Origin of the sequence: Roseateles sp. (assembly GCF_049240545.1) — a bacterium.
Lineage (GTDB): Bacteria > Pseudomonadota > Gammaproteobacteria > Burkholderiales > Burkholderiaceae_C > Paucibacter_A.
Genome location: NZ_JBMLSK010000034.1, coordinates 12,566 through 31,206, shown reverse-complemented (window position 1 = coordinate 31,206; position 18,641 = coordinate 12,566). Strand labels below are relative to the sequence as shown.

At 62.9% G+C, this 18,641-nt stretch carries 14 protein-coding genes; 7 read left to right on the top strand and 7 right to left on the bottom strand.

From position 1 onward, the window contains the following. Positions 1 to 52: 52 nt before the first annotated feature. Positions 53 to 1,783, bottom strand: coding sequence for a DUF885 domain-containing protein (locus ACOVRJ_RS01925; protein WP_422042222.1), 1,731 nt, complete (start codon positions 1,781 to 1,783; stop codon positions 53 to 55). Positions 1,784 to 1,880: 97 nt separating this feature from the next. Here ACOVRJ_RS01925 and ACOVRJ_RS01920 point away from each other — a divergent pair, with 97 nt between their 5' ends. The 3 genes from ACOVRJ_RS01920 to ACOVRJ_RS01910 all read left to right on the top strand — a co-directional run bounded on the left by ACOVRJ_RS01920 (position 1,881) and on the right by ACOVRJ_RS01910 (position 5,972). Further along, positions 1,881 to 3,518 (top strand): DUF1800 domain-containing protein, encoded by a 1,638-nt coding sequence (locus ACOVRJ_RS01920; protein ID WP_422042221.1) that lies wholly within the window; start codon positions 1,881 to 1,883, stop codon positions 3,516 to 3,518. Between the two features lie 16 nt (positions 3,519 to 3,534). Beyond that, positions 3,535 to 4,875, top strand: coding sequence for a DUF1501 domain-containing protein (locus ACOVRJ_RS01915; RefSeq protein ID WP_422042220.1), 1,341 nt, complete (start codon positions 3,535 to 3,537; stop codon positions 4,873 to 4,875). 119 nt (positions 4,876 to 4,994) lie between these two features. Further along, positions 4,995 to 5,972: a hypothetical protein gene (locus ACOVRJ_RS01910; RefSeq protein ID WP_422042219.1), complete on the top strand. Its 978-nt coding sequence runs from the start codon at positions 4,995 to 4,997 to the stop codon at positions 5,970 to 5,972. A 22-nt stretch (positions 5,973 to 5,994) separates the two neighbouring features. Here the strand turns inward: ACOVRJ_RS01910 and ACOVRJ_RS01905 are convergent, their stop codons facing one another. From ACOVRJ_RS01905 to ACOVRJ_RS01880, 6 genes are read right to left on the bottom strand one after another with little or no spacing between them, the layout of a single operon-like run. Next, on the bottom strand, positions 5,995 to 7,035 hold the full coding sequence (locus tag ACOVRJ_RS01905; RefSeq protein ID WP_422042218.1) for an ABC transporter ATP-binding protein: 1,041 nt from the start codon (positions 7,033 to 7,035) through the stop codon (positions 5,995 to 5,997). A gap of 60 nt (positions 7,036 to 7,095) precedes the next feature. Then, positions 7,096 to 7,995 (bottom strand): glycoside hydrolase family 16 protein, encoded by a 900-nt coding sequence (locus tag ACOVRJ_RS01900; protein WP_422042217.1) that lies wholly within the window; start codon positions 7,993 to 7,995, stop codon positions 7,096 to 7,098. Continuing rightward, complete coding sequence (locus ACOVRJ_RS01895; protein WP_422042216.1) at positions 7,992 to 9,329, bottom strand: GH1 family beta-glucosidase; 1,338 nt, start codon at positions 9,327 to 9,329, stop codon at positions 7,992 to 7,994. Before ACOVRJ_RS01895 ends, ACOVRJ_RS01900 begins: the two co-directional genes overlap by 4 nt. Positions 9,330 to 9,343: 14 nt before the next feature. Beyond that, positions 9,344 to 10,165, bottom strand: coding sequence for a carbohydrate ABC transporter permease (locus tag ACOVRJ_RS01890; protein WP_263536703.1), 822 nt, complete (start codon positions 10,163 to 10,165; stop codon positions 9,344 to 9,346). Continuing rightward, complete coding sequence (locus ACOVRJ_RS01885) at positions 10,162 to 11,070, bottom strand: carbohydrate ABC transporter permease (protein WP_422042215.1); 909 nt, start codon at positions 11,068 to 11,070, stop codon at positions 10,162 to 10,164. Before ACOVRJ_RS01885 ends, ACOVRJ_RS01890 begins: the two co-directional genes overlap by 4 nt. Positions 11,071 to 11,081: 11 nt before the next feature. After that, positions 11,082 to 12,380, bottom strand: a complete 1,299-nt coding sequence (locus ACOVRJ_RS01880; RefSeq protein WP_422042214.1) for an ABC transporter substrate-binding protein — start codon at positions 12,378 to 12,380, stop codon at positions 11,082 to 11,084. A gap of 237 nt (positions 12,381 to 12,617) precedes the next feature. On the opposite strand from ACOVRJ_RS01880, the gene ACOVRJ_RS01875 reads away from it, so the two are divergent. The 4 genes from ACOVRJ_RS01875 (at position 12,618) to ACOVRJ_RS01860 (ending at position 18,641) form a co-directional block, all read left to right on the top strand. Beyond that, positions 12,618 to 13,610: a LacI family DNA-binding transcriptional regulator gene (locus tag ACOVRJ_RS01875; RefSeq protein ID WP_422042213.1), complete on the top strand. Its 993-nt coding sequence runs from the start codon at positions 12,618 to 12,620 to the stop codon at positions 13,608 to 13,610. A gap of 222 nt (positions 13,611 to 13,832) precedes the next feature. Continuing rightward, complete coding sequence (locus tag ACOVRJ_RS01870; protein ID WP_422042212.1) at positions 13,833 to 16,850, top strand: TonB-dependent receptor; 3,018 nt, start codon at positions 13,833 to 13,835, stop codon at positions 16,848 to 16,850. Positions 16,851 to 16,886: 36 nt separating this feature from the next. After that, positions 16,887 to 17,597 (top strand): SapC family protein, encoded by a 711-nt coding sequence (locus tag ACOVRJ_RS01865; protein WP_422042211.1) that lies wholly within the window; start codon positions 16,887 to 16,889, stop codon positions 17,595 to 17,597. 21 nt (positions 17,598 to 17,618) lie between these two features. Next, entirely contained in the window at positions 17,619 to 18,641 is a 1,023-nt protein-coding gene (locus ACOVRJ_RS01860) for a cupin-like domain-containing protein (RefSeq protein ID WP_422042210.1), read from the top strand.

Below are 18,641 nucleotides of genomic sequence, written 5' to 3'. Positions count from 1 at the left end.
CGTCACGACCTCAAAAACAACAGCTGGCCGAAAAGACCGGCCTTCTTAGATTTCATTGCCCTGGCTGTTGCGCCGTGATCCAGGCGTCAACCTTGTGATCCAGCAGGTCCAGCGGCAGCGCGCCGCCGTCCAACACCATATCGTGATAAGCCCGGATATCAAAACCCGCGCCCAGTGAGGCCTCCGCCCGGCGGCGCATGGCCAGCACCCGCAGCTGGCCGATTTTGTAGGACAGGGCTTGGCCCGGCCAGCCGATGTAGCGGTCAACCTCGTTGACGATATCGACCTCGGTCTTGGCCGCGTTGGCGCGGAAACAGTCAATCGCTTGCTGGCGCGTCCAGCCCAGCGCGTGCAGGCCGGTGTCCACCACCAAGCGCACCGCGCGCCACATGTCATAGGTCAGCTGCCCAAAGTGAGAGTAAGGGTCTTGATAGAGGCCCAGCTCAAAGCCCAGGGTCTCGGCATACAGGGCCCAGCCTTCGAGGTAGGCGTTGTAACCGGCAAAGCGGCGGAACTTGGGCAGGTCTTGCTGCTCTTGCGCCAAGGCAATTTGCAGGTGATGGCCGGGCACCGCTTCATGCACCGTCAGCACCTCGATCTCGTACTTGGGCCGCATCTCGGGGCGGTAGAGGTTGACGTAGTAGTAGCCCGCGCGCAGGCCGTCGTCCGAAGGGCCGCTGTAGTAGGCAGCCGTGGTGTTGGGCGCGCTGGTCATCGGTATGGCTCTCAGACCATAAGGTGTGCGCGGCAGCTTGCCGAAGAGTTTGCACAACTCGGGCTCGATCTTCTTGGCGCACATCACATAGGCCGCAAACAGCTCCTCGGCCGATTGGCAATAGAACTGCGGATCGCTGCGCAGGAACTCAAAGAACTGCGTCAGGCTGCCCGAGTAGCCCAGGCCGTCCATCACCTGCTTCATCTCGGCGTGGATGCGGGCCACTTCGTCCAAACCGATCTGGTGAATCTCTTGGGCGGTGAGCTTGGTGGTCGTGTGGAACTCGATGCGGTTTTGGTAGTAGGCCAAACCATCCGGGGTGTCGCTGATGCCCACCGAGTCGCGGCAAGCCGGCAGGTATTCACTTTCAAAGAAACGCTTGAAGGCTTGGTAAGCGGGCAGGATGGTCTGCGCGATGACGGCCTTGGCCTCGGATTGAAGCCTTGCAATGGCAGCCTCACCGAAGCGGGCAGGCAGCCGAGCGAAGGCGCTGTAAAAAGGGCTCAGGCTGGGATCGGCCTGCACCTTGGCGTCGACTTGCATCTGCAGCTGCGGCAGCACCCGCTCCATCAACAGGCGCGGCTGGGTGCGGCCCTCAAGAGCTGCTTGGCGCAGCAAGGCGCTGTACTGATCAAGATAGCGTGGCAGGCCACGCAGGCGCTGCAGCCAGACCTCGACGTCGGCCACGCTGTCCAGCGGCATGATCTCGGCCAACTCGTTCAGGCTTTGCGGCCCTTCACGCGCGCTGATGGCATAGGCCAGGGGCTGAAAAGGCAGCACCGCCAAGCGCGCTTGCAACTCATGCTGAAAAAGATCGAAGTTCAGCTGCTCCTCGGCCGGCAAGCTCGCGCGAGGCAGAGCTTGCAGCCGCGCCAAAGCCTCTCGGTTCGCGGCCTCGCTGGCGGCCAAGGCGGCGGGGCTCAGGTCGGGCCACAGGGCATTGAATCGAGGGTCACCGATATAGCTGGCGGTGATGGGGTTTTCGGCCAACTCGCGCTCCCAGCATTCGGCGAAGAGGGCATGCAGTTGCTGGACCGCTTGAGAAGTTTCGGAATTGGTTTGAGGCATGAGCGATGAGGTCATCAAGAGCGGCCGGGCTGGCGCTTCACAATATTTTTCAATCAGGCAACACCTGGCCCCCAGGGCGGACTGCATCATCCTAGGCATGAAAAGCCTATCCGTCTATGGGCCCGCAGCGCCGAGCCGTCGACTGTTGCTTCAGGGTCTGTTGGCCGGCCTGAGTCCTGGTGTGGCCTGGGGAGCAAGTGCGCGAGCAGTCAGCGCACCCACCGGAGCTTTGAGCGCCGAAGAGCGGGCCTTTCACGCGCTGAACCGGCTGGGTTTTGGCCCCAGCCCGGCCGATGTGAGCGCGATGCGGCGGCTCGGCCCCGCGGCCTGGCTGGAGCAGTTTTTGCAGCAACAGGTGCAGCCCGCGTCCGTCTTGCCGCAGGACTTGCAAACGCAGTTGCAGGCGCTGGAGACTTTGAACCTGAGCCAGGCGGCCTTGATGGCTCGCTTTCGCCAAGCGCGGGAGCTTGGCAAGAAGAAGGGCCAGGACGGGGAAAAGTCCGCGCCATCCGCATCAGCTCAGGAGCAGACCATGAAGTCGGCCGAGCAAAGCCGGCGCGACTTGATTCGCCCTCTGGTCTTGGATGCATCCAAGCATCGCCTTCTTCGCGCCCTGGCTTCGCCCGCGCAACTTGAAGAAGTGTTGGTGGATTTTTGGTTCAACCACTTCAATGTTTATGCCGGCAAAGGCCCGGTGGGCGCCTTGGTGGGCAGCTATGAGCGCGAAGCGATCCGGCCTTTTGTGTTCGGCAAATTCCGCCAGATGTTGGGCGCCGTGGCCAAGCATCCGGCCATGCTGATTTATCTGGACAACGCGCAAAGTGTGGGGTCGGATTCGGCCGCCGTGGCCCGCGCCCAGGCGCGGCGCGCCCGCATGGGGGAAGGCGCCGCGCCGCGTGCCTCGGGCCTGAATGAAAACTATGCCCGCGAGTTGATGGAGCTGCACACCTTGGGCGTGGACGGCGGCTACACCCAGCGCGATGTGACGGAATTGGCTCGCATCTTGACCGGCTGGACGGTGGACTACCGCGCGGTGCTGCGCGCCGGCGAGTCTCAGCGAGCTTCCTTGTTCATTTTTGACGCGGCTCGCCATGACGGCGGCAGCAAGCATTGGTTGGGCCGGCAGGTGCAGGCTGCCGGTCAGCAAGAAGGTGAAGTGGCGCTCGATGTTTTGGCCGCCCATCCCGCTACGGCGCGCCATTTGGCCTTTAAGTTTGCGCAAGCTTTTGTCAGCGATGCGCCGCCGCCGGCCTTGGTCGCGAATCTGGCCGAGCGCTTCTTGCAAAGCCAGGGCGATCTGCGAGTGTTGGTGCAAAGCCTGCTGAGTTCAGAGCAGTTCTGGAGCCGCGAGGCTTTTCAGAGCAAGTTCAAGTCGCCGTACCGTTATGTGCTTTCGAGCCTGCGCGCCACCGGCCTCAAACTCGATGATGCGCCCGGTGCCTTGGCTTATCTGGCTCAGGCTGGCATGCCCTTGTATGGCGCGACCACGCCGGATGGCTTCAAGAACGTCAGTGAGGCCTGGATGAACCCCGAGGCTTTGGCGCAGCGCATGCAATGGGCGCAGCGCTTGACGCGTGCGGGCCGCAGTGCTCCTGGCGGCCGGCTCAGCGGTGATGATTTGCAAGCCACATTGGGCGCCAGCCTTTCCGAGCGCAGCCGCCAAGCCCTGGCCACTGAGCCAGCGGATTTGCGCCTGGCCTTGCTGCTGGGCAGCCCAGACTTCATGCATTTTTGATGCGAGGCCTATCTTCATGAGCACACGGCGTCGATTTCTGGGGCAAGCCTCAGCGTTCACCTCGGCTTCGGCATTTGCCGCCGGCGCAGGCTGGAGCTTCAAGGCTTGGCCGGCAACGCAAGTGAGTGCCTCGGCTTCAGGCGGCGGCGCGCGCAAGTTGGTGGTGGTGATGTTGCGCGGCGCGATCGATGGTCTCAGCGTCGTCGTGCCTTTTGAAGATCGCGACTACCAGGCGTCGCGCAGCAGCATTCGCTTAGGAAAACCGGGTGAGCCGGGCGGCGTGATGCGCTTGAATCGGCAGTTTGGCCTGCACCCCGCTTTGGCCCGCTTGTTGCCGCTTTGGGAGTCTCAGAGCCTGAGTTTTGTGCATGCGAGCGGATCGTCGGACCCGAGTCGCTCGCACTTTGATGCGCAAGACTATTTGGAGAGCGGCACGCCCGGCGTCAAAAGCACGCCCGATGGCTGGATGAACCGTCTCTTGGCCACGCTGCCCGGGCCGGCATCGCCGACGCGAGCGCTCAGCATGGGGGCGACACCGGCGCGGATTTTTTCGGGCTCGGCCTCGGTGGCGAGCTTGGGCCTGGGGCCACGCGCGCTCGACAGCAAGGCGATCGACGACCCGCGTCTGCAGGCCGGCTTGGCCAAGCTCTATGCCCAAGACCCCGGCTTGTCTCGCAGTTTGCAAGACAGTCGCGAGGGGCGGGCCGAGATGCAGCGCAGCATGGCCAAGGCCAGTATTGACATGGCGGCGCATGAAGGCTCAGGCGAGGGTTCGATCGATGTTTCAAGCGCCCGAGCCAGGCAACTCGCCTCACAAGCCGACCAAGGCGCTGCGTCAGCGCGCTCCTTTGCCGCCGATGCCCGGCGCATGGGCCAGCTGATTCGCCGCGACCCGCACACCCAGCTGGCCTTCACCTCGGTGGGCGGCTGGGACACCCATGTCAACCAGGGCGGTGCCGAGGGGCAGTTGGCGAACAAATTGGCCAGCCTGGGCGAGGGCCTGCAGGCGCTCAGCCAAGGCCTGGGCGAGGCCATGCGCGACACCGTGATCGTGGTCTGCAGCGAGTTCGGCCGCACCTTGCGGCAAAACGGCAGTGGCGGCACCGACCATGGCCGCGGCAATGTGATGTGGCTGATGGGCGGCCCGGTGGCCGGCGCGCAGGTGTTGGGCGAATGGCCGGGCTTGGACTCGGCCGCCTTGTTGGAGGGGCGCGATCTGGCGGTGACCAGTGACTACCGCCAGGTCTTTGCGGCCCTGCTGCAGCGCCATCTGGCTCTGCCAGATGCGAGCTTGGCGAAAGTCTTCCCCGGGCTCAGCGGCGCATGGCGCGATGGCGGACGGATCTTGCGGACCTGAGACTTTTTGCTCGACTTTCTGCTCGACCTTTGCATGACTTTTGCATGACTTTCTTCGGCTGGGAAAATCCCTAGCGCAGCAGGGCCTGGAATCTGCGGTGGCTGGCCTAGACTGCCCTGATGCAAGAACAAGCATCACAAAGCAAAGCCAACTTTTGGGCTCGACGGCGTTACCTGGCCGCGGCGACCGCCTTGGGCGTTGGCGGGCCCGCGTGGTCTTTGGGCCTCGCAGGCACAGCGGCCAGTGCAGCGCCGAACAAATCCGCGAACGAGATGACGGTGCGGCACGATATGCAGCCCATGCTGGGCGAGGAAGATTCCTTTGCCCTGGCGGTGCTGACCTTGCTGCTGAACAAGACGGTGGCCAGCCATGGGCCTTATCGTTTTGATGCGGTGGCGCCGCGTGACAACATCACCCAAAGCCGCACGATGCTGGAGTTACGCAGCGGTGAATTGGATGTGGTGGCCAGCATGAACTCGCGCGCCCGCGAGGCCGACGGTCTGCAGGTGCGCGGCTGCTTGCGCCGCGGGCTGAACGGCATTCGCCTGCCCATCTGCCTGGCGAGCCGCCAGGCGGAATTTGAGGATGTGCAGAACCTCGCGCAGGCGCGACGCTACAGCATTGCCCAGGTGGCGCATTGGCCGGATGCAACGGTGCTGGAAGCGAATGCCTGGCGGGTGCAGCGCATCCCCAAGCTGTCGATCTTTCAGGCCATGTTGGAGCGACGGCGCTTTGATTTGTTTGCGCTGGCCTCGGACGAGGCTTATGGCATCGTGGATGCGCTGCCGAATCTGGTGGTGCTCAAGCAATGGGCGATTGCCTATCCCTCGACCTTTGCTTTCATGGTCAGCCACAAGCGCCCCGAGCTGGCGGCAAGGCTGCGCCATGGCTGGCGGGTCATTCAAGCGGATGGCAGTTTTGAGGCCTTGCATGACAAGGCGGTGGGTTGGCAGGTGCGCAAATCCCAGCTGGCCGAGCGGCGCTGGCTGATCCTGGACAACCCCGATCAGCCGCCTGAGAGCTTGCAGCAAGACCCGAAGCTCTGGCATCCGCTGGTGCGGCAACGGTTGATTCAACCGCTGCTGCGCAAGGCTTGAGCTAAAAGCTTGAACTCCAGCGTCAGCCCAGGCGCTGCCCGGCTTCGTCAAACCAATGCAGTCGCTGCGAATCAAAGCCAAATCGCACCGTGTCGCCCGCTGCCAAGCCGGCTTGCCCCGGCAAGACCGCGCAAACCGTGCGATCGCCCGCCGACATCCACAGCAGATGCTGGTTGCCCAGCGGCTCCACCAAATCGACCACGCCGGCGAAGGGCTGATCAGCCCCAATCAAGACGTCCTCGGGCCGTACGGCCAGGCTGATGGCGCCGGCTTTGGCTGAGGGGCCTGCCAGTTGCAGCGGACCGGCGCAAAACTGGCCCGCGCGCATTTCACCGGGCAAATGGTTGATGCTGGGGGAACCGACAAAGCTGGCCACGCGCAAGCTGCTGGGGCGCTCATAGACTTCGGCCGGGCTGCCAATCTGCAAGATCTCGCCTTGGTACATGACGACGATGCGGGTCGCCAAGGTCATGGCCTCGACCTGATCGTGGGTCACGTAAATCATGGTGTTGCCCAGGCGTGCATGCAGCTGCTTGAGTTCACGGCGCAATTCGGTGCGCAGCTTGGCGTCCAGATTCGACAGCGGTTCGTCCAGCAGCAGCAAGTCGGCTTCGCGCACCAGCGCGCGGCCAATCGCCACACGCTGACGCTGGCCGCCCGAGAGCTGCGCGGGGCGCCGCTCCAGCAAGGGCTCCAGCTGCAGCATGGCGGCGGCTTTGGCGATGCGGCGATCTTTCTCGTCCTTGGGCAGACCGGCCATGCGCAGCGGAAAGCCCAGGTTGTCGCGCACGCTCATATGCGGGTAGAGGGCATAACTCTGAAACACCATGCCCAGACCGCGCTCGCTGGGCGGGGCGGTGCTCATGTCTTGGCCGCCAATCAGGATGCGGCCGCCGCTGATAGGGTTGAGGCCGGCGATGCTGTGCAAAAGCGTGGATTTGCCGCAGCCCGAGGGGCCCAGCAAGACCAGAAACTCACCGGCCTTGACCTCCAGCTTGAGCTTTTGGATGACCTCATTGCCGCCGAAGCGGATGTTCAGGTCCTGGATGAGAACTTGGCTCAATTCATGCCCCTCGTCATGGCGCTCGTCTTGTCACTTGGGCTGTGCAGTGCTGAGGCCAAGTCAGTTCTCCTTGTAAACGCGAACCCAGTCCACGCTCATCTGGGCCGGGAAGACGGTGCTGGCATCGGGCGAGCCGGGCCAGTCGCCGCCCACGGCCAGATTCAGAATCAGAAAGAAGGGGCGCTCGAACACCCAGCTGCCGCCGGCGGGCAGGGTGGCGGGCGTCAGGCGGTGGTATTCGACGTCGTCGACCAGCCAGATGATTTCATTGGGCCGCTTGATGATGCTGAAGACATGGAAGTCGTCCGCCACCGGCTGTTTGAAGTCAAAGGGCTTGCCAATGCCCTGGGCGCCGGAGTAACCCGGACCATGGGCGGTGCCGTAAGCGCTATTGGGCGTCTTGCCCACATATTCGAGGATGTCGATTTCTCCGGCCGCTGGCCAGGGCAACTTGTCGGCGCCCAGGCTCCAAAAGGCTGGCCAAATGCCTTGGCCGCTGGGGACCTTGATGCGGGCTTCGATCTTGCCGTTGGTAAAGGTCACCTTGCCCTGGCTGAGTATGCGGCCCGAGGTGTAGGCGCAGGGCTTGCCGTTCCAGCAGGGGCCAGCATTGGGCTGAGCCTCAGCCTTGATGATGAGCGAACCTTTGCCGTCCAAGAAGGTGTTGCGGGTCGAGGCGGTGTAGTACTGCAGTTCGTGGTTGCCCCAGCCATTGTTTTCTTGGTTGCCGAGGTCATAGCTCCAGTGAGCGGCATTGGGGGCGCTGCCGGCCGGGCCGTCGAATTCGTCGGACCAGAGCAAGGTCCAAGTCGTTGTCCCCGGGGCGGCCGGCTTAGCGTTTGTTTCGGCCGTGGCGGCCACGCTGCCGCCTCCGCCGCAGCCGACCAAGAGCGCCAAGACCGCGGGCAGCAGTGGCTTGGGCAGCGCGAGGCCTGCGCCTGGCTTCTTGCTGGGCTTCATGCCTGGCCTCCGTTTTTACGCCATTGCTGCAAGAAGTCGCGGTACCAGAGCGCGCTGGCCTTGGGCGTGCGCTTGAGGGTGTCGTAGTCCACATGGACGATGCCGAAGCGCTTGGAGTAGCCAAAGCCCCATTCGAAGTTGTCCATCAAGCTCCACACCATATAACCGTCCACTTGCACGCCACGCTCGCGCGCCACTGTCACTGCGGCCATATGCTCTTGCAGATAGCTCAGGCGGTCCAGGTCTTGCACCGGGCCTTCGGCCGGTGCTTTGTCAGGGAAGGCGCCGCCGTTTTCGGTGATGAAGACGGGGGGCAGATGCGGGTAGTCGGCCTTCATCTGGCAGAGGATGTCGGTCAGGCCCTCGGGGTAGATTTCCCATTCCATCTCACTCACCGGCAGGCCGTGAGCGCGGGCGCTCCAGTGCTGGCCCGAGGCCTGGGCCACATGGCGGGTGTAGTAGTTGATGCCCAGATGGTCCATGGGCGTTTGCAGAATCGCCATATCGCCGGCTTCGATCTTCGGCGCGTCGGCGCCCAGTTCTTCAATGATTTCTTGCGGGTACTGGCCGCGCAGCAGCGGGTCGCTGTACCAGCGGCGGCTCAGCGCGTCGGCGCGGCGGGCGGCGGCGATGTCGTCGGGCATGGGCGATGCGGGCACGCTGGGGCCCATATTCAGCACGATGCCCAGATTGGCGGTGGCGCCGTCGGCGCGCATCGCTTGCAGGGCCAGACCGTGGCTCAGCATCAAGTGGTGCGAGACCTGAGCGGCAATCGCGCGATTCTTGATGCCCGGCGCATGGATGCCCACATCATGGCCCAGGGTGGCGGCGCACCAGGGCTCGTTGTGGGTGGAGATCATGTGCAGCCGGTCCCCTAGGTGCTTGTGCACATGGCGGGCGTAGTCCACAAAGCGATGCACCGTCTCGCGATTGGCCCAGCCGCCTTGGTCTTGCAGCGCTTGCGGCAGGTCCCAGTGGTAGAGCGTGGCGACCGGCTTGATCTGGCGCTTCAGCAGGCCGTCCACCAGGCGCTGATAGAAGTCCAGGCCTTGCTCGTTGAAGGCGCCGTGGCCCAAGGCCTGCACGCGCGGCCAGGCGATCGAGAAGCGGTAGCAGTTGACGCCCAGCGAGGCGATCAGGTCCAGGTCTTCTTCGAGGCGGTGCACATGGTCGCAGGCGATGTCGCCATTGCTGGCGTCGCTGATGGCGCCGGGCTGGCGGCAAAAGCGGTCCCAGATCGATTCGCCGCGGCCGTGCTCATGCACGGCGCCCTCGATTTGAAAACTGCTGGTGGCGACGCCAAACAGGAAGTCGGAAGGAAATTTCTTGTGCATGGGAGTGGCTTGCATTACTTGACGGCGCCAGCGGTCAAACCGGCGATCAGTTGGCGGGATGAGAGGACGAAGAGAACGATCAGGGGCAGGGTTGCAATGGCCGAACCGGCCATGATGGCGCCCCACTCGGTGTTGACGGTGGCTTGCAGGCTGCGCAGCGCCAGCGGCAGGGTGTAGTTGTCGCTGTTGCGCAAGACCACCAGCGGCGCCATGAAGTTGTTCCAAGAGGCAATGAAGGTGATCAGGCCCAAAGTGCCCAGGGCCGGGCGCATCAGCGGCAGCGCGATATGCCAGTAAATGCCGAGTTCGCTGCAGCCATCGATCCGCGCGGCCTTGAGCAGCTCGGCCGGTACCGAGGCGGCGGCAAACTGGCGCATCAGATAGATGCCGAAGGCGCTGGCCGCGCCGGGGATGTAGAGCGCCCGGTGGGTGTCGATCCAGCCTAAAGCGTCCATCACCATGAAGTTGGGAATCATGGTCATGAAGGGCGGCACCAACATCGTGCCCATCACCAGCAAGAAGAGCGGCTGCTTGAAGCGGAACTCCAGCATCGCAAAGGCATAGCCGGCCATCGAGCAAAACAGCAGGGTCAGCGCGGTGGACATCAGGGCCACGTAAAGGCTCCAGCCCAGATTGCGCCAGAAGGGCAAGCGGCTGGTCAGCGTGGCCATGTTTCGCTCCAACTCGCCGCCAAACCACAGCGGTGGCGGCACGTTGAAGATGGCCGCATTCGACTGCGTGGCGAACACAAACATGAAGTAGAAGGGCGCCAGCATCAGCAGGGCACCGAAGCCGACCACCGCGTAGGCGGCGAGGCGGGATGGCGTGGCTTTCATGCCTGGCGCTCCTTGAAGGCTTTGTTGGTCAGCCAGGTCATCAGCACCAAGAGCGCGAAGAGCAGCCAAGAGATGGCGTTGGCGGCGCCAAAGTCGCTGAAGTCAAAAGCCAGGCGGTAGACGTACATGGCCACCGTCATGGCTGCTTGGCCGGGGCCGCCGCGGCCGCTGGTGAGGATGAAGGGCTCCTCGAAGAGCTGCATGCCGCCGATGATGCTGAGCGTGACGCCGAACAAAATCATCGGTCGCAGCGCAGGCAGCATGATGAAGCGGAACTGCGACCAGGCACCCGCGCCGTCCAGCCGGGCGGCTTGATAGAGCTCGCGTGGAATGGTCTGCAAGGCCGCCAGATAGAGCACCAGGTTGAAGCCCAGATAGCGCCAGAACACCACCATGGCCACGGCGGGCTTCAAGGTCTGTGGCTGCCAGAGCCAGTTGATGGGTTCCATGCCAAAGACGCTGTGCAGCATCACATTGATCAGGCCGTAATCGGTGGACAGCAGCGAGGTGAACATCATGGCGATGGCCACCGTCGAAGTGATGTAGGGCAAGAAGTAGGCGGCCGACACCGCATGTCCATGGCGCCCGAAGGCTTGGTTGATGAACACCGCCAAGGGCAAGGCCACCAGGTGCTGGGGCACGCCTGAAACGACCGCCAGCCACAAAGTGTTCTTCAAAGACTTCCAGAACCAGGCGTCACCCAGCACGAAGACAAAGTTCTCGCTGCCGACGAATCGCATCGCGTCCAGGCCCGCGGTCGGCTCCCAGCTTTGGAAGGCCATCCACAAAGAGAACAGCAAGGGGAAGAGGCCGAACACCGCAAACAGCAGCAAGAAGGGGCTGAGCAGCAAATAGGGCGCCCATTGCGGGGGTAGCAGTGGGCGACGAGCAGCTTTGGTTTTCATCGTGGCCGCTTTCATCGGGAGGCGCGATGCACCAGCAGCGCTTGCGCGTCGGCCAGGGCTTGCGGGATCGGTTTGCCGTAGATCAGCACGTTGTCGAGTTCGCCATTGACGACCTCTTCCGCGAACTTGTTTTGCCGGTGCAGCGGCCGCGCCGGGATGCGCCGGGCAGCCTCGCGCCAGAGCTGGCGGGCTTTCTGGCCGCCGAGGAACTCCACGGGCTCATCGAAGAAAGGGTCCTCATGCGCCGAGAGCAGGGCCGGGAAGGCGTCTTGGCCTTTGAAGCCTTGCAACTGCAAGTCGCGGTTCAGCGTCAGGTATTGAATCAAGGACCAGGCCAGCGCCTTCTTGGCCGGGTCGGAGCGACGAGGGATCGAGTAATAAGTACCACCCCAGCCGGCGAAGCTCTGACCCGGCAGCTGCGACACCCGCCACAAGCCTTTGGTGGCTGGCGCCACGCTATTGGCCATTTGCCCGGCCATCCAGGCGCCCGACAACTCGGTGGCCAGACGGCCACGGCGCAGATGCTCGCTCCAGTCATTGCGCCAGGTGTCGACGATGGCGTCCAGCCCCAGCTGACGGCTTTGCTGCGCCAGTTGAAAGGCGCGCTGGAAATGCGGGGAGGTGATGCTGGGTTTGCCTTGTGCGTCGAAGTAGATGCTCTGGCCGGCCGGCGTGCTGGCGAAGAGCACGATGTCTTTCAAATAGCGGGCATGGGCGAACAGATAAGCGCCGGTGCGCGCCTTCAGCTGCACGCCGGCTTGCACATAGCTCTCCCAGCTCTCGCACAGGTCTTTGATGTTCAGGCCGGCGCGCTGCAAGAGATCATGCCGGTAGAACAGCGAACCGGGTCCGATATCGGTGGGCAGGGCCACCACAGCGCCATCGCGGTTGCGCGCTTGTTCAAAGGCGAAGGGCACGAATTGCTCGCGCAGCGATTCAGCTTGGTAGGGGGCCAGCGAGAGGCTTTGCAGCCCGGCGCCGAGCGAGAAGCGGCCCATATACATGGTTTCCAGCGCCATCACATCGGGCAAGTGAGCGCCGCTGGAGGAGGACAGGGCGGTGGTCATGGCCGTATGGTGGTCGTCATACTGCCGGCTGATGACCTCGACCTCGATGCCGCCCTGTGCTTTTTGCCAGGCGGGCAGGGCGCTCTTGATGATCTGGTCCACCATCGGAAAGGCAGCGACCACCAAGCGCTGCGGCGCTGCACTGGTGCTGCTGCTGGCCTTGGCATGACTGGCGGGAGCGAGGCCTGTGACGGGCGCCAGAGCGGCGGCAGCCAGCAAACGGCGTCGGCGTAAATGGGGCATGGATGTCTCGGGTCTTATCGTTTTGAAAGCGCTTGAAAGCGTTTTCATAATTCTGAGTGCAGACCCCGGACGCACCCAACAGCGTAAACCCTAGCATTTGCGCGCTTGCTGGGGTGAAGCGGCTTGCCGGGGTCGTTCTACACTGCGCCACCATCGTCTCGAGGAGTTTGTGTGCCCAGCAAAATGCCAGCCAAGAAAGCGCCTTCAAGTCGCTCAGAGGGTCGAAATGATGGGGTTGTGACCTTGGAGCAGGTGGCGCAGCGAGCGGGCGTGTCGCCCAGCACGGTGTCGCGCATCCTGAATGGCACGGCCATCGTCAGCGATGCCAAAAAGGCGGCGGTCGATGAGGCCATCCGTACCTTGGGTTTCAGGCCTAACCCGGTGGCACGCGGTCTGGCGGGCGGGCGCACCATGAGTGTGGGCGTGGTGACGCAGCGCATCGCCAGCCCTTTTTACGGTGAGGCGCTCAGCGGCATTGAGGTGGCGCTGGAGGCGGCGGGTTATGTGCCGCTCTTCGTCAGTGGCAATTGGAACGAGGTGGACGAGCGCAAAGCGATTGAATCGCTGCTGTCGCGGCGGGTGGATGGTGTGATCGTGCTGGCCGGGCGGCTGAGCAATTCGGACTTGAAGTCCTTGCTCTCCAGCGTGCCTTCTTTGGTGGTGGGGCGCCAGCCCAGTGGCAGCGGCCTGTTCAGCTTCAGCTTTGACAACCGCGCCGGGGCGCGCTTGGCCACTCAGCATTTGATCGATCTGGGGCATCGTCGCATTGCGCTGCTGCAGGGAGACTTGATCCATGAAGACGCGATCGAGCGGCAAAGCGGCTACTTGGACGCCTTGTCGGCGGCCGGCATCACGGTGGACCCGCGCTTGATTGTGCAAAGCGATTACACCGAAGCCGGCGGCATGTTGGCGGTCAGCCATTTGCTGGAGCGTGAGGCTGGCTTCAGCGCCATCTTCAGCTCCAATGATCAGATGGCTTATGGCGCGATGCTGGGCTTGTCGCGCCGCAATCTGCGGGTGCCGGATGATGTGTCGGTGGTGGGCTTCGATGACTTGACCATGTCGCGCTACACCATGCCGCCGCTGACCACGGTGCGCCAATCGGTCTACGAGACCGGCACCCAGGCCGCCACGGCCATGCTGGCCTTGCTGCAGGGGGCTCAGCCGCAAGTGAGTTTGCCCGCGCCGGAGTTGGTGCTGCGGGAATCGGCGCGTCGCGCGGCACGCTGAAACCGGGGGTTGATCCCTTCGGCCTGGGTAGAAAGGACTGGAGGCCGAAGGCGGTTCGCACCTCAGCCTAGGGAGGCGCCAGCGAGGACGTTGCTCAAACCCGCCAACCTAGGGTGTGTCCTAATTTGAAAGCGCTTGCATATGCGCGATTCTCTGATTTGATGAAAGCGCTTTCAGTGCTATTCATTCGATAAAAGCCCAAATTGCATCGGAGACAAGCCCATGAGAAACACTCGCCCCGTCTGCCGTCTGTCCCTCTTGGCCAGTGCGGCCGGCCTCTTGGTGGCCGGCATGAGCGCACAGGCCCAGCAGAACGCAGCAGCACCCTCGGCCGCCGCGTCAGCGCCCGCCGCTCGCTCGCAAGACGCGCAGCAACTGGACGCTGTGGTGGTGACTGGCATTCGGCAAAGCTTGGAAACCTCGCTCAGCCTGAAGCGCAATGCGCGCGGCGTGGTGGACGGCATCGTGGCCGAAGAGATCGGCAAGTTCCCAGATGCCAATTTGGCCGAATCCATGCAGCGTATTGCCGGTGTGTCGATCGACCGCAGCAATGGCGAAGGCTCCAAGGTGACAGTGCGCGGCGTGGGCCCCGACTTCAATCTGGTGCTGCTCAATGGTCGCCAAATGCCGGCGTCCAGCCTGGGCTCGACTTACGCCTCGAATTCGCGCTCGTTTGACTTTGCCAATCTGGCCTCTGAAGGCATCGCCGCGCTGGAAGTCTACAAGACCAGCCGTTCCGAAAACCCCACCGGCGGCATCGGCGCCACCATCAATATCAAGACCGCGCGTCCGCTGGACAACCCCAGGCAAGTGGCCAGCGTCGGTGTCAAGTTGGTCAGCGACGAGTCGAACAAGCGCCTGCCCGATTCAATGAAGGGCACCCAGGCCACGCCTGAAGTCTCCGGCATCTACAGCAATGTGTTTGCGGATGGCACTTTTGGTATCGCCCTGGTCGGCAGCTATCAAAAGCGCAACGGCGGCTACAACCAGGCGGCGGTCGATGCCGGCTGGCGCACCTTCAGGGGCGATGAGCAGAACTGGGGCACCATCCCACTGCCGGGTCAGCCGGGTGCCGACAAGATCACCAACCGACCCAAGCCGACGGACCTGTATGTGGTGCCGCAAGAAATGCGCTACAGCTTGAATGCCTTCGAGCGGGTGCGTACCAATGGCCAGTTAGTGCTGCAGTTCCGTCCCTTCAAGGACTTGACCGCCACGCTGGATCACACCTATTCAGAAAACAAGATCCACTCCAAGCGCGCTGAGTTGTCGGCTTGGTTCAATTTCGGCCCCTCGTCGTCCAGTTGGACCAATGGCCCAATCGCAACGCCGACCAACTACACCGAGACCTATCCTGCCAGCGGCCCTGCCGATGTGGCCATGGCAGGCAGCATCTACGGCACCAAGAACAAAAACCAGTCGACTGGTGTGAACCTGGCTTGGAAGGCCTCGAACACCCTGTCCTTTGATCTTGACGCCCATCATTCCACGGCCACTTCGGGCGCAGACAGCCCTTACGGCAGCAACTCGACGCTCGGCGTGTCGATGCAAAACCGGGCCTTTGCGACGGCGGACTTCTCGAACAAGTTCCCGATCCTGAGCATCGGTCTGCATGGCGACCCGGCGAATGCACCCAGCTTGATGCAGGTGACCGGCTCCTCGTTCCGCAACAGCTATATGCGCAATGAGATCGACCAAGCGCAGCTGAAGGGCAAGTACGTGCTCTCCGACAACTCGGGCCTGGATTTTGGTGTTGGCTTCACCAAGGTCAAGAACCGCACCGCATTCGCCAATGTGCAGCAAGACGATTGGGGCGGCCACAACAAGCCGTCCGACTACGACGACGCGTTGTGGAAGCCGGCCAAGCTGCAGAACTACTTCGCGCATTCGTTTGGCGGCGCCAATGGTTCGGCCTTGTTCAATGACTTCTTCCTGTGGGACTTTGAGGCCGTGCGTGCGGCCGCGATCAAGGCCGACAAGAGCGACAAGTGGTTCGTGCCTTCGTACGACTTCACCGATGACCGTCGCACCCAAGAGAAGTCCACCAGCGCCTTTATCCAGTACTTCAAGGACTGGGAGTGGGGCGTGCCGATGAACCTGGCCCTGGGTGTGCGCTATGAGCGTACCAAGGTGGACTCGCAGGCCTTGGTGCCCATCGTCAAGGGCATCAACTGGGTCAGTGCAAATGAGTTCGCCTTGGTGAGGGGCAACTCGGACTTCACTTCACTGTCCGGCGACTACAACTACTACCTGCCCAGCATCGACTACGAGGCGGAGCTGAGCGACAAGCTCAAGGTGCGGGCCAGCTATGGCGAGACCATTGGCCGTCCAGGCTGGGGTGCGATTCAAGGTGGTGTGACCTTGTCGGACTTCCGCGTCAACGGTGGCTCCGGCAGCCAAGGCAATCCCGCCCTGAAGCCGCTGCTGTCGAAGAACTTTGACCTCTCGGCCGAGTTCTACTACGCCAAGGCCAGCTATGCATCGCTGGGCTTGTTCCAAAAGAACATCAGCAACTTCATCGGCTCCAGCACGCTGCAGTCCAAGCCCGCCGGTTTGACGACGCCGATCAATGGCCCGCTCTACAACGAAGCGGTGGCAAAGAACTGCGCGACCAAAGATGCCGTCTGCATTCGTAACTACATCTTGAACACTTACAACGGCACCAAGGGCGTGGTCCGCACCGGCTTTGATGGCACCGGCAACCCGGTCGGCACCATTGCCGGTCAACCGGGCGATCCGGAAGCCGTGTTCACCATCAGCGCCCCGAGCAATCAGCGCAGTGACCACATCAAGGGTTTGGAGTTCAATGTCCAGCACGCCTTTGGCAGCAGCGGCTTCGGTGTCGCCGCCAACTACACCTTGGTGAAGTCCGGTCTGAAGTACGACAACAGCAATCTGACCGAGCAGAACGCGCTCTTGGGCCTGGGCAACTCGGCCAACTTGGTGGGCTTCTTTGAGAACTCGACCTTCAGCGTGCGTGCCGCTTACAACTGGCGCGATGAGTTCCTCAGCAGCACCACGGCAGATGTGTTCGGCTCCGCAGGCCCGGCTTACACCGACGCCTATGGTCAGTGGGACCTCAGCCTGGGTTATAAGTTCGGCAAGAACATGACCGTGAACTTTGAGGCGCTCAACCTGAACGATGGGCTCCAACGCGTGCGCGGTCGTGCCAAGGATCAGACTTTGTACTCAACCCAGACCGGCCGTCGTTACAGCCTGGCTGCTCGGTACACCTTCTGAGCCTTTGGAAACCTTTTTGAACGTTGAGACCACCTGATGCGCGCTTCACTGCTTGATAACGTGAGCCACCGGGATCTGCGTTTGCAGACCCGGCTGGATGCTGCTTGGGGAGATGCTGCGAGTGCCGTCCCCACGGTGCCCGCAGAGTTCAAGCGAGTGCAGGCGCATTTCCCCATCGTGTTCCAGCAAAGCACTGAGTCCGGCGGATTTCAGCCGGTGGCTTTGTTGGGCTTGATGGAGGCGCGCAGCAGCTTTTTGGGGCTGCGCGAGGGCGGCACTTGGGAGGCGGACCATTTGCCTTGGGCTTTGGAGCGCCAGCCTTTGCTGGTGGGTCGAGACGGTGAGGGCTGGGTCGTGCACATTGACTTGGACAGTCCGCGCTTGAGTGAGAGCCAGGGCGAGCCCTTGTTCTTGCCCAATGGCGGGCAGTCGCCCTTGCTGGAGCGGCGCGTGTCCGTGCTGCAAGCCTTGCACGAAGGCATGCAGGCGCTGCCTGACTTCATCAGCGCCTTGCTGCAATATCAGTTGTTAGAACCGATGAGCTTGGACATCGAGCAAGCCGATGGCTCAGTGCGCCGACTCGGCGGCTACTACGTCATCGACGAAGAACGCTTGGAGGTAATGCCTGGCAGAGCCGTGGCCGCTTTGCATGAGGCCGGCCATTGGTTCCCCATCGCCATGGCGGTGGCGTCGCTGGCGAGGATTCCCGCCTTGTTGGCGCGTGAGCAGCGGCTCGCGCGGGCTTGACCTGTTCCTGGGCTGATTCCCATGCAGGCGGTCAAAGAATGGAGGCTGGAGTCGCCCGGCCGGGTGCCGCCTGAATTGCTCGTCACGGACCAGCCCTGCGTGCTGCGGGGCCTGGTTTCGCATTGGCCCTTGGTGCAGGCGAGTATGGGCGCGGCGGACGAAGCCGCGGCTGCTGCCGCCGCTGCGGCCAGTTTGAAGGCGATGTGGCGCGATGCCACGGTGGGCGTCTTCCAGATGGAGCCCGTCACCCAAGGTCGCATCGCCTACAACACCGACTTCAGCGGCTTCAATTTCAGCCGTGAGTTCATGGCTTTTGATCAGCTCTTGGCGCAGCTCTTGGCCTGCCGGGAGCAAAAGCCTTCGCCCTATGTCTATATGGGCTCCACCACGGTGGAGACCTGTTTGCCCGGCTTTCGTGCCGAGCATTCCTTGGCATTGGCCATCGAGGAAGAGCCACTGGTGAGCTTGTGGCTGGGCAATCAAATCCGGGTGCCTGCGCACCAAGATTGGCCGTCGAACTTGGCTTGTTGTGTGGCCGGCCGGCGGCGCTTCACCTTGTATCCGCCCGATGCGGTGGCCGACCTCTACATCGGCCCCTTGGACCTCACGCCCGCCGGTCAGCCCATCAGCTTGGTGGATGACGCGGCGCCCGATCTGCAGCGCTACCCGCGCTTTGCCCAGGCCCAGGCGCGGGCCCAGGTGGTGGAATTGGCGCCGGGTGATGCGATCTACATCCCCAGCCTTTGGTGGCATCAGGTCGAGGGCCTGGATGCCTTGAACGGCTTGATCAATTACTGGTGGCGGCGCAGCCCGGCATGGTCGGATTCGCCGATGCATGCGCTGTGGCTGACCCTGGCCACGGTGCGAGACTTGCCGCCGGCCGAGCGCGAAGCTTGGCGCGCTTTGTTCAATCACTATGTGTTCGAGGCCGATGCCAAGACCGCCGCCCATGTGCCGCCACAAGCGCGCGGCTTGCTTGCGCCCCTGGATGAAACCGGCATGCGCCGCATGCGTGCGTGGTTGATGAAGAAACTGAATCGATGA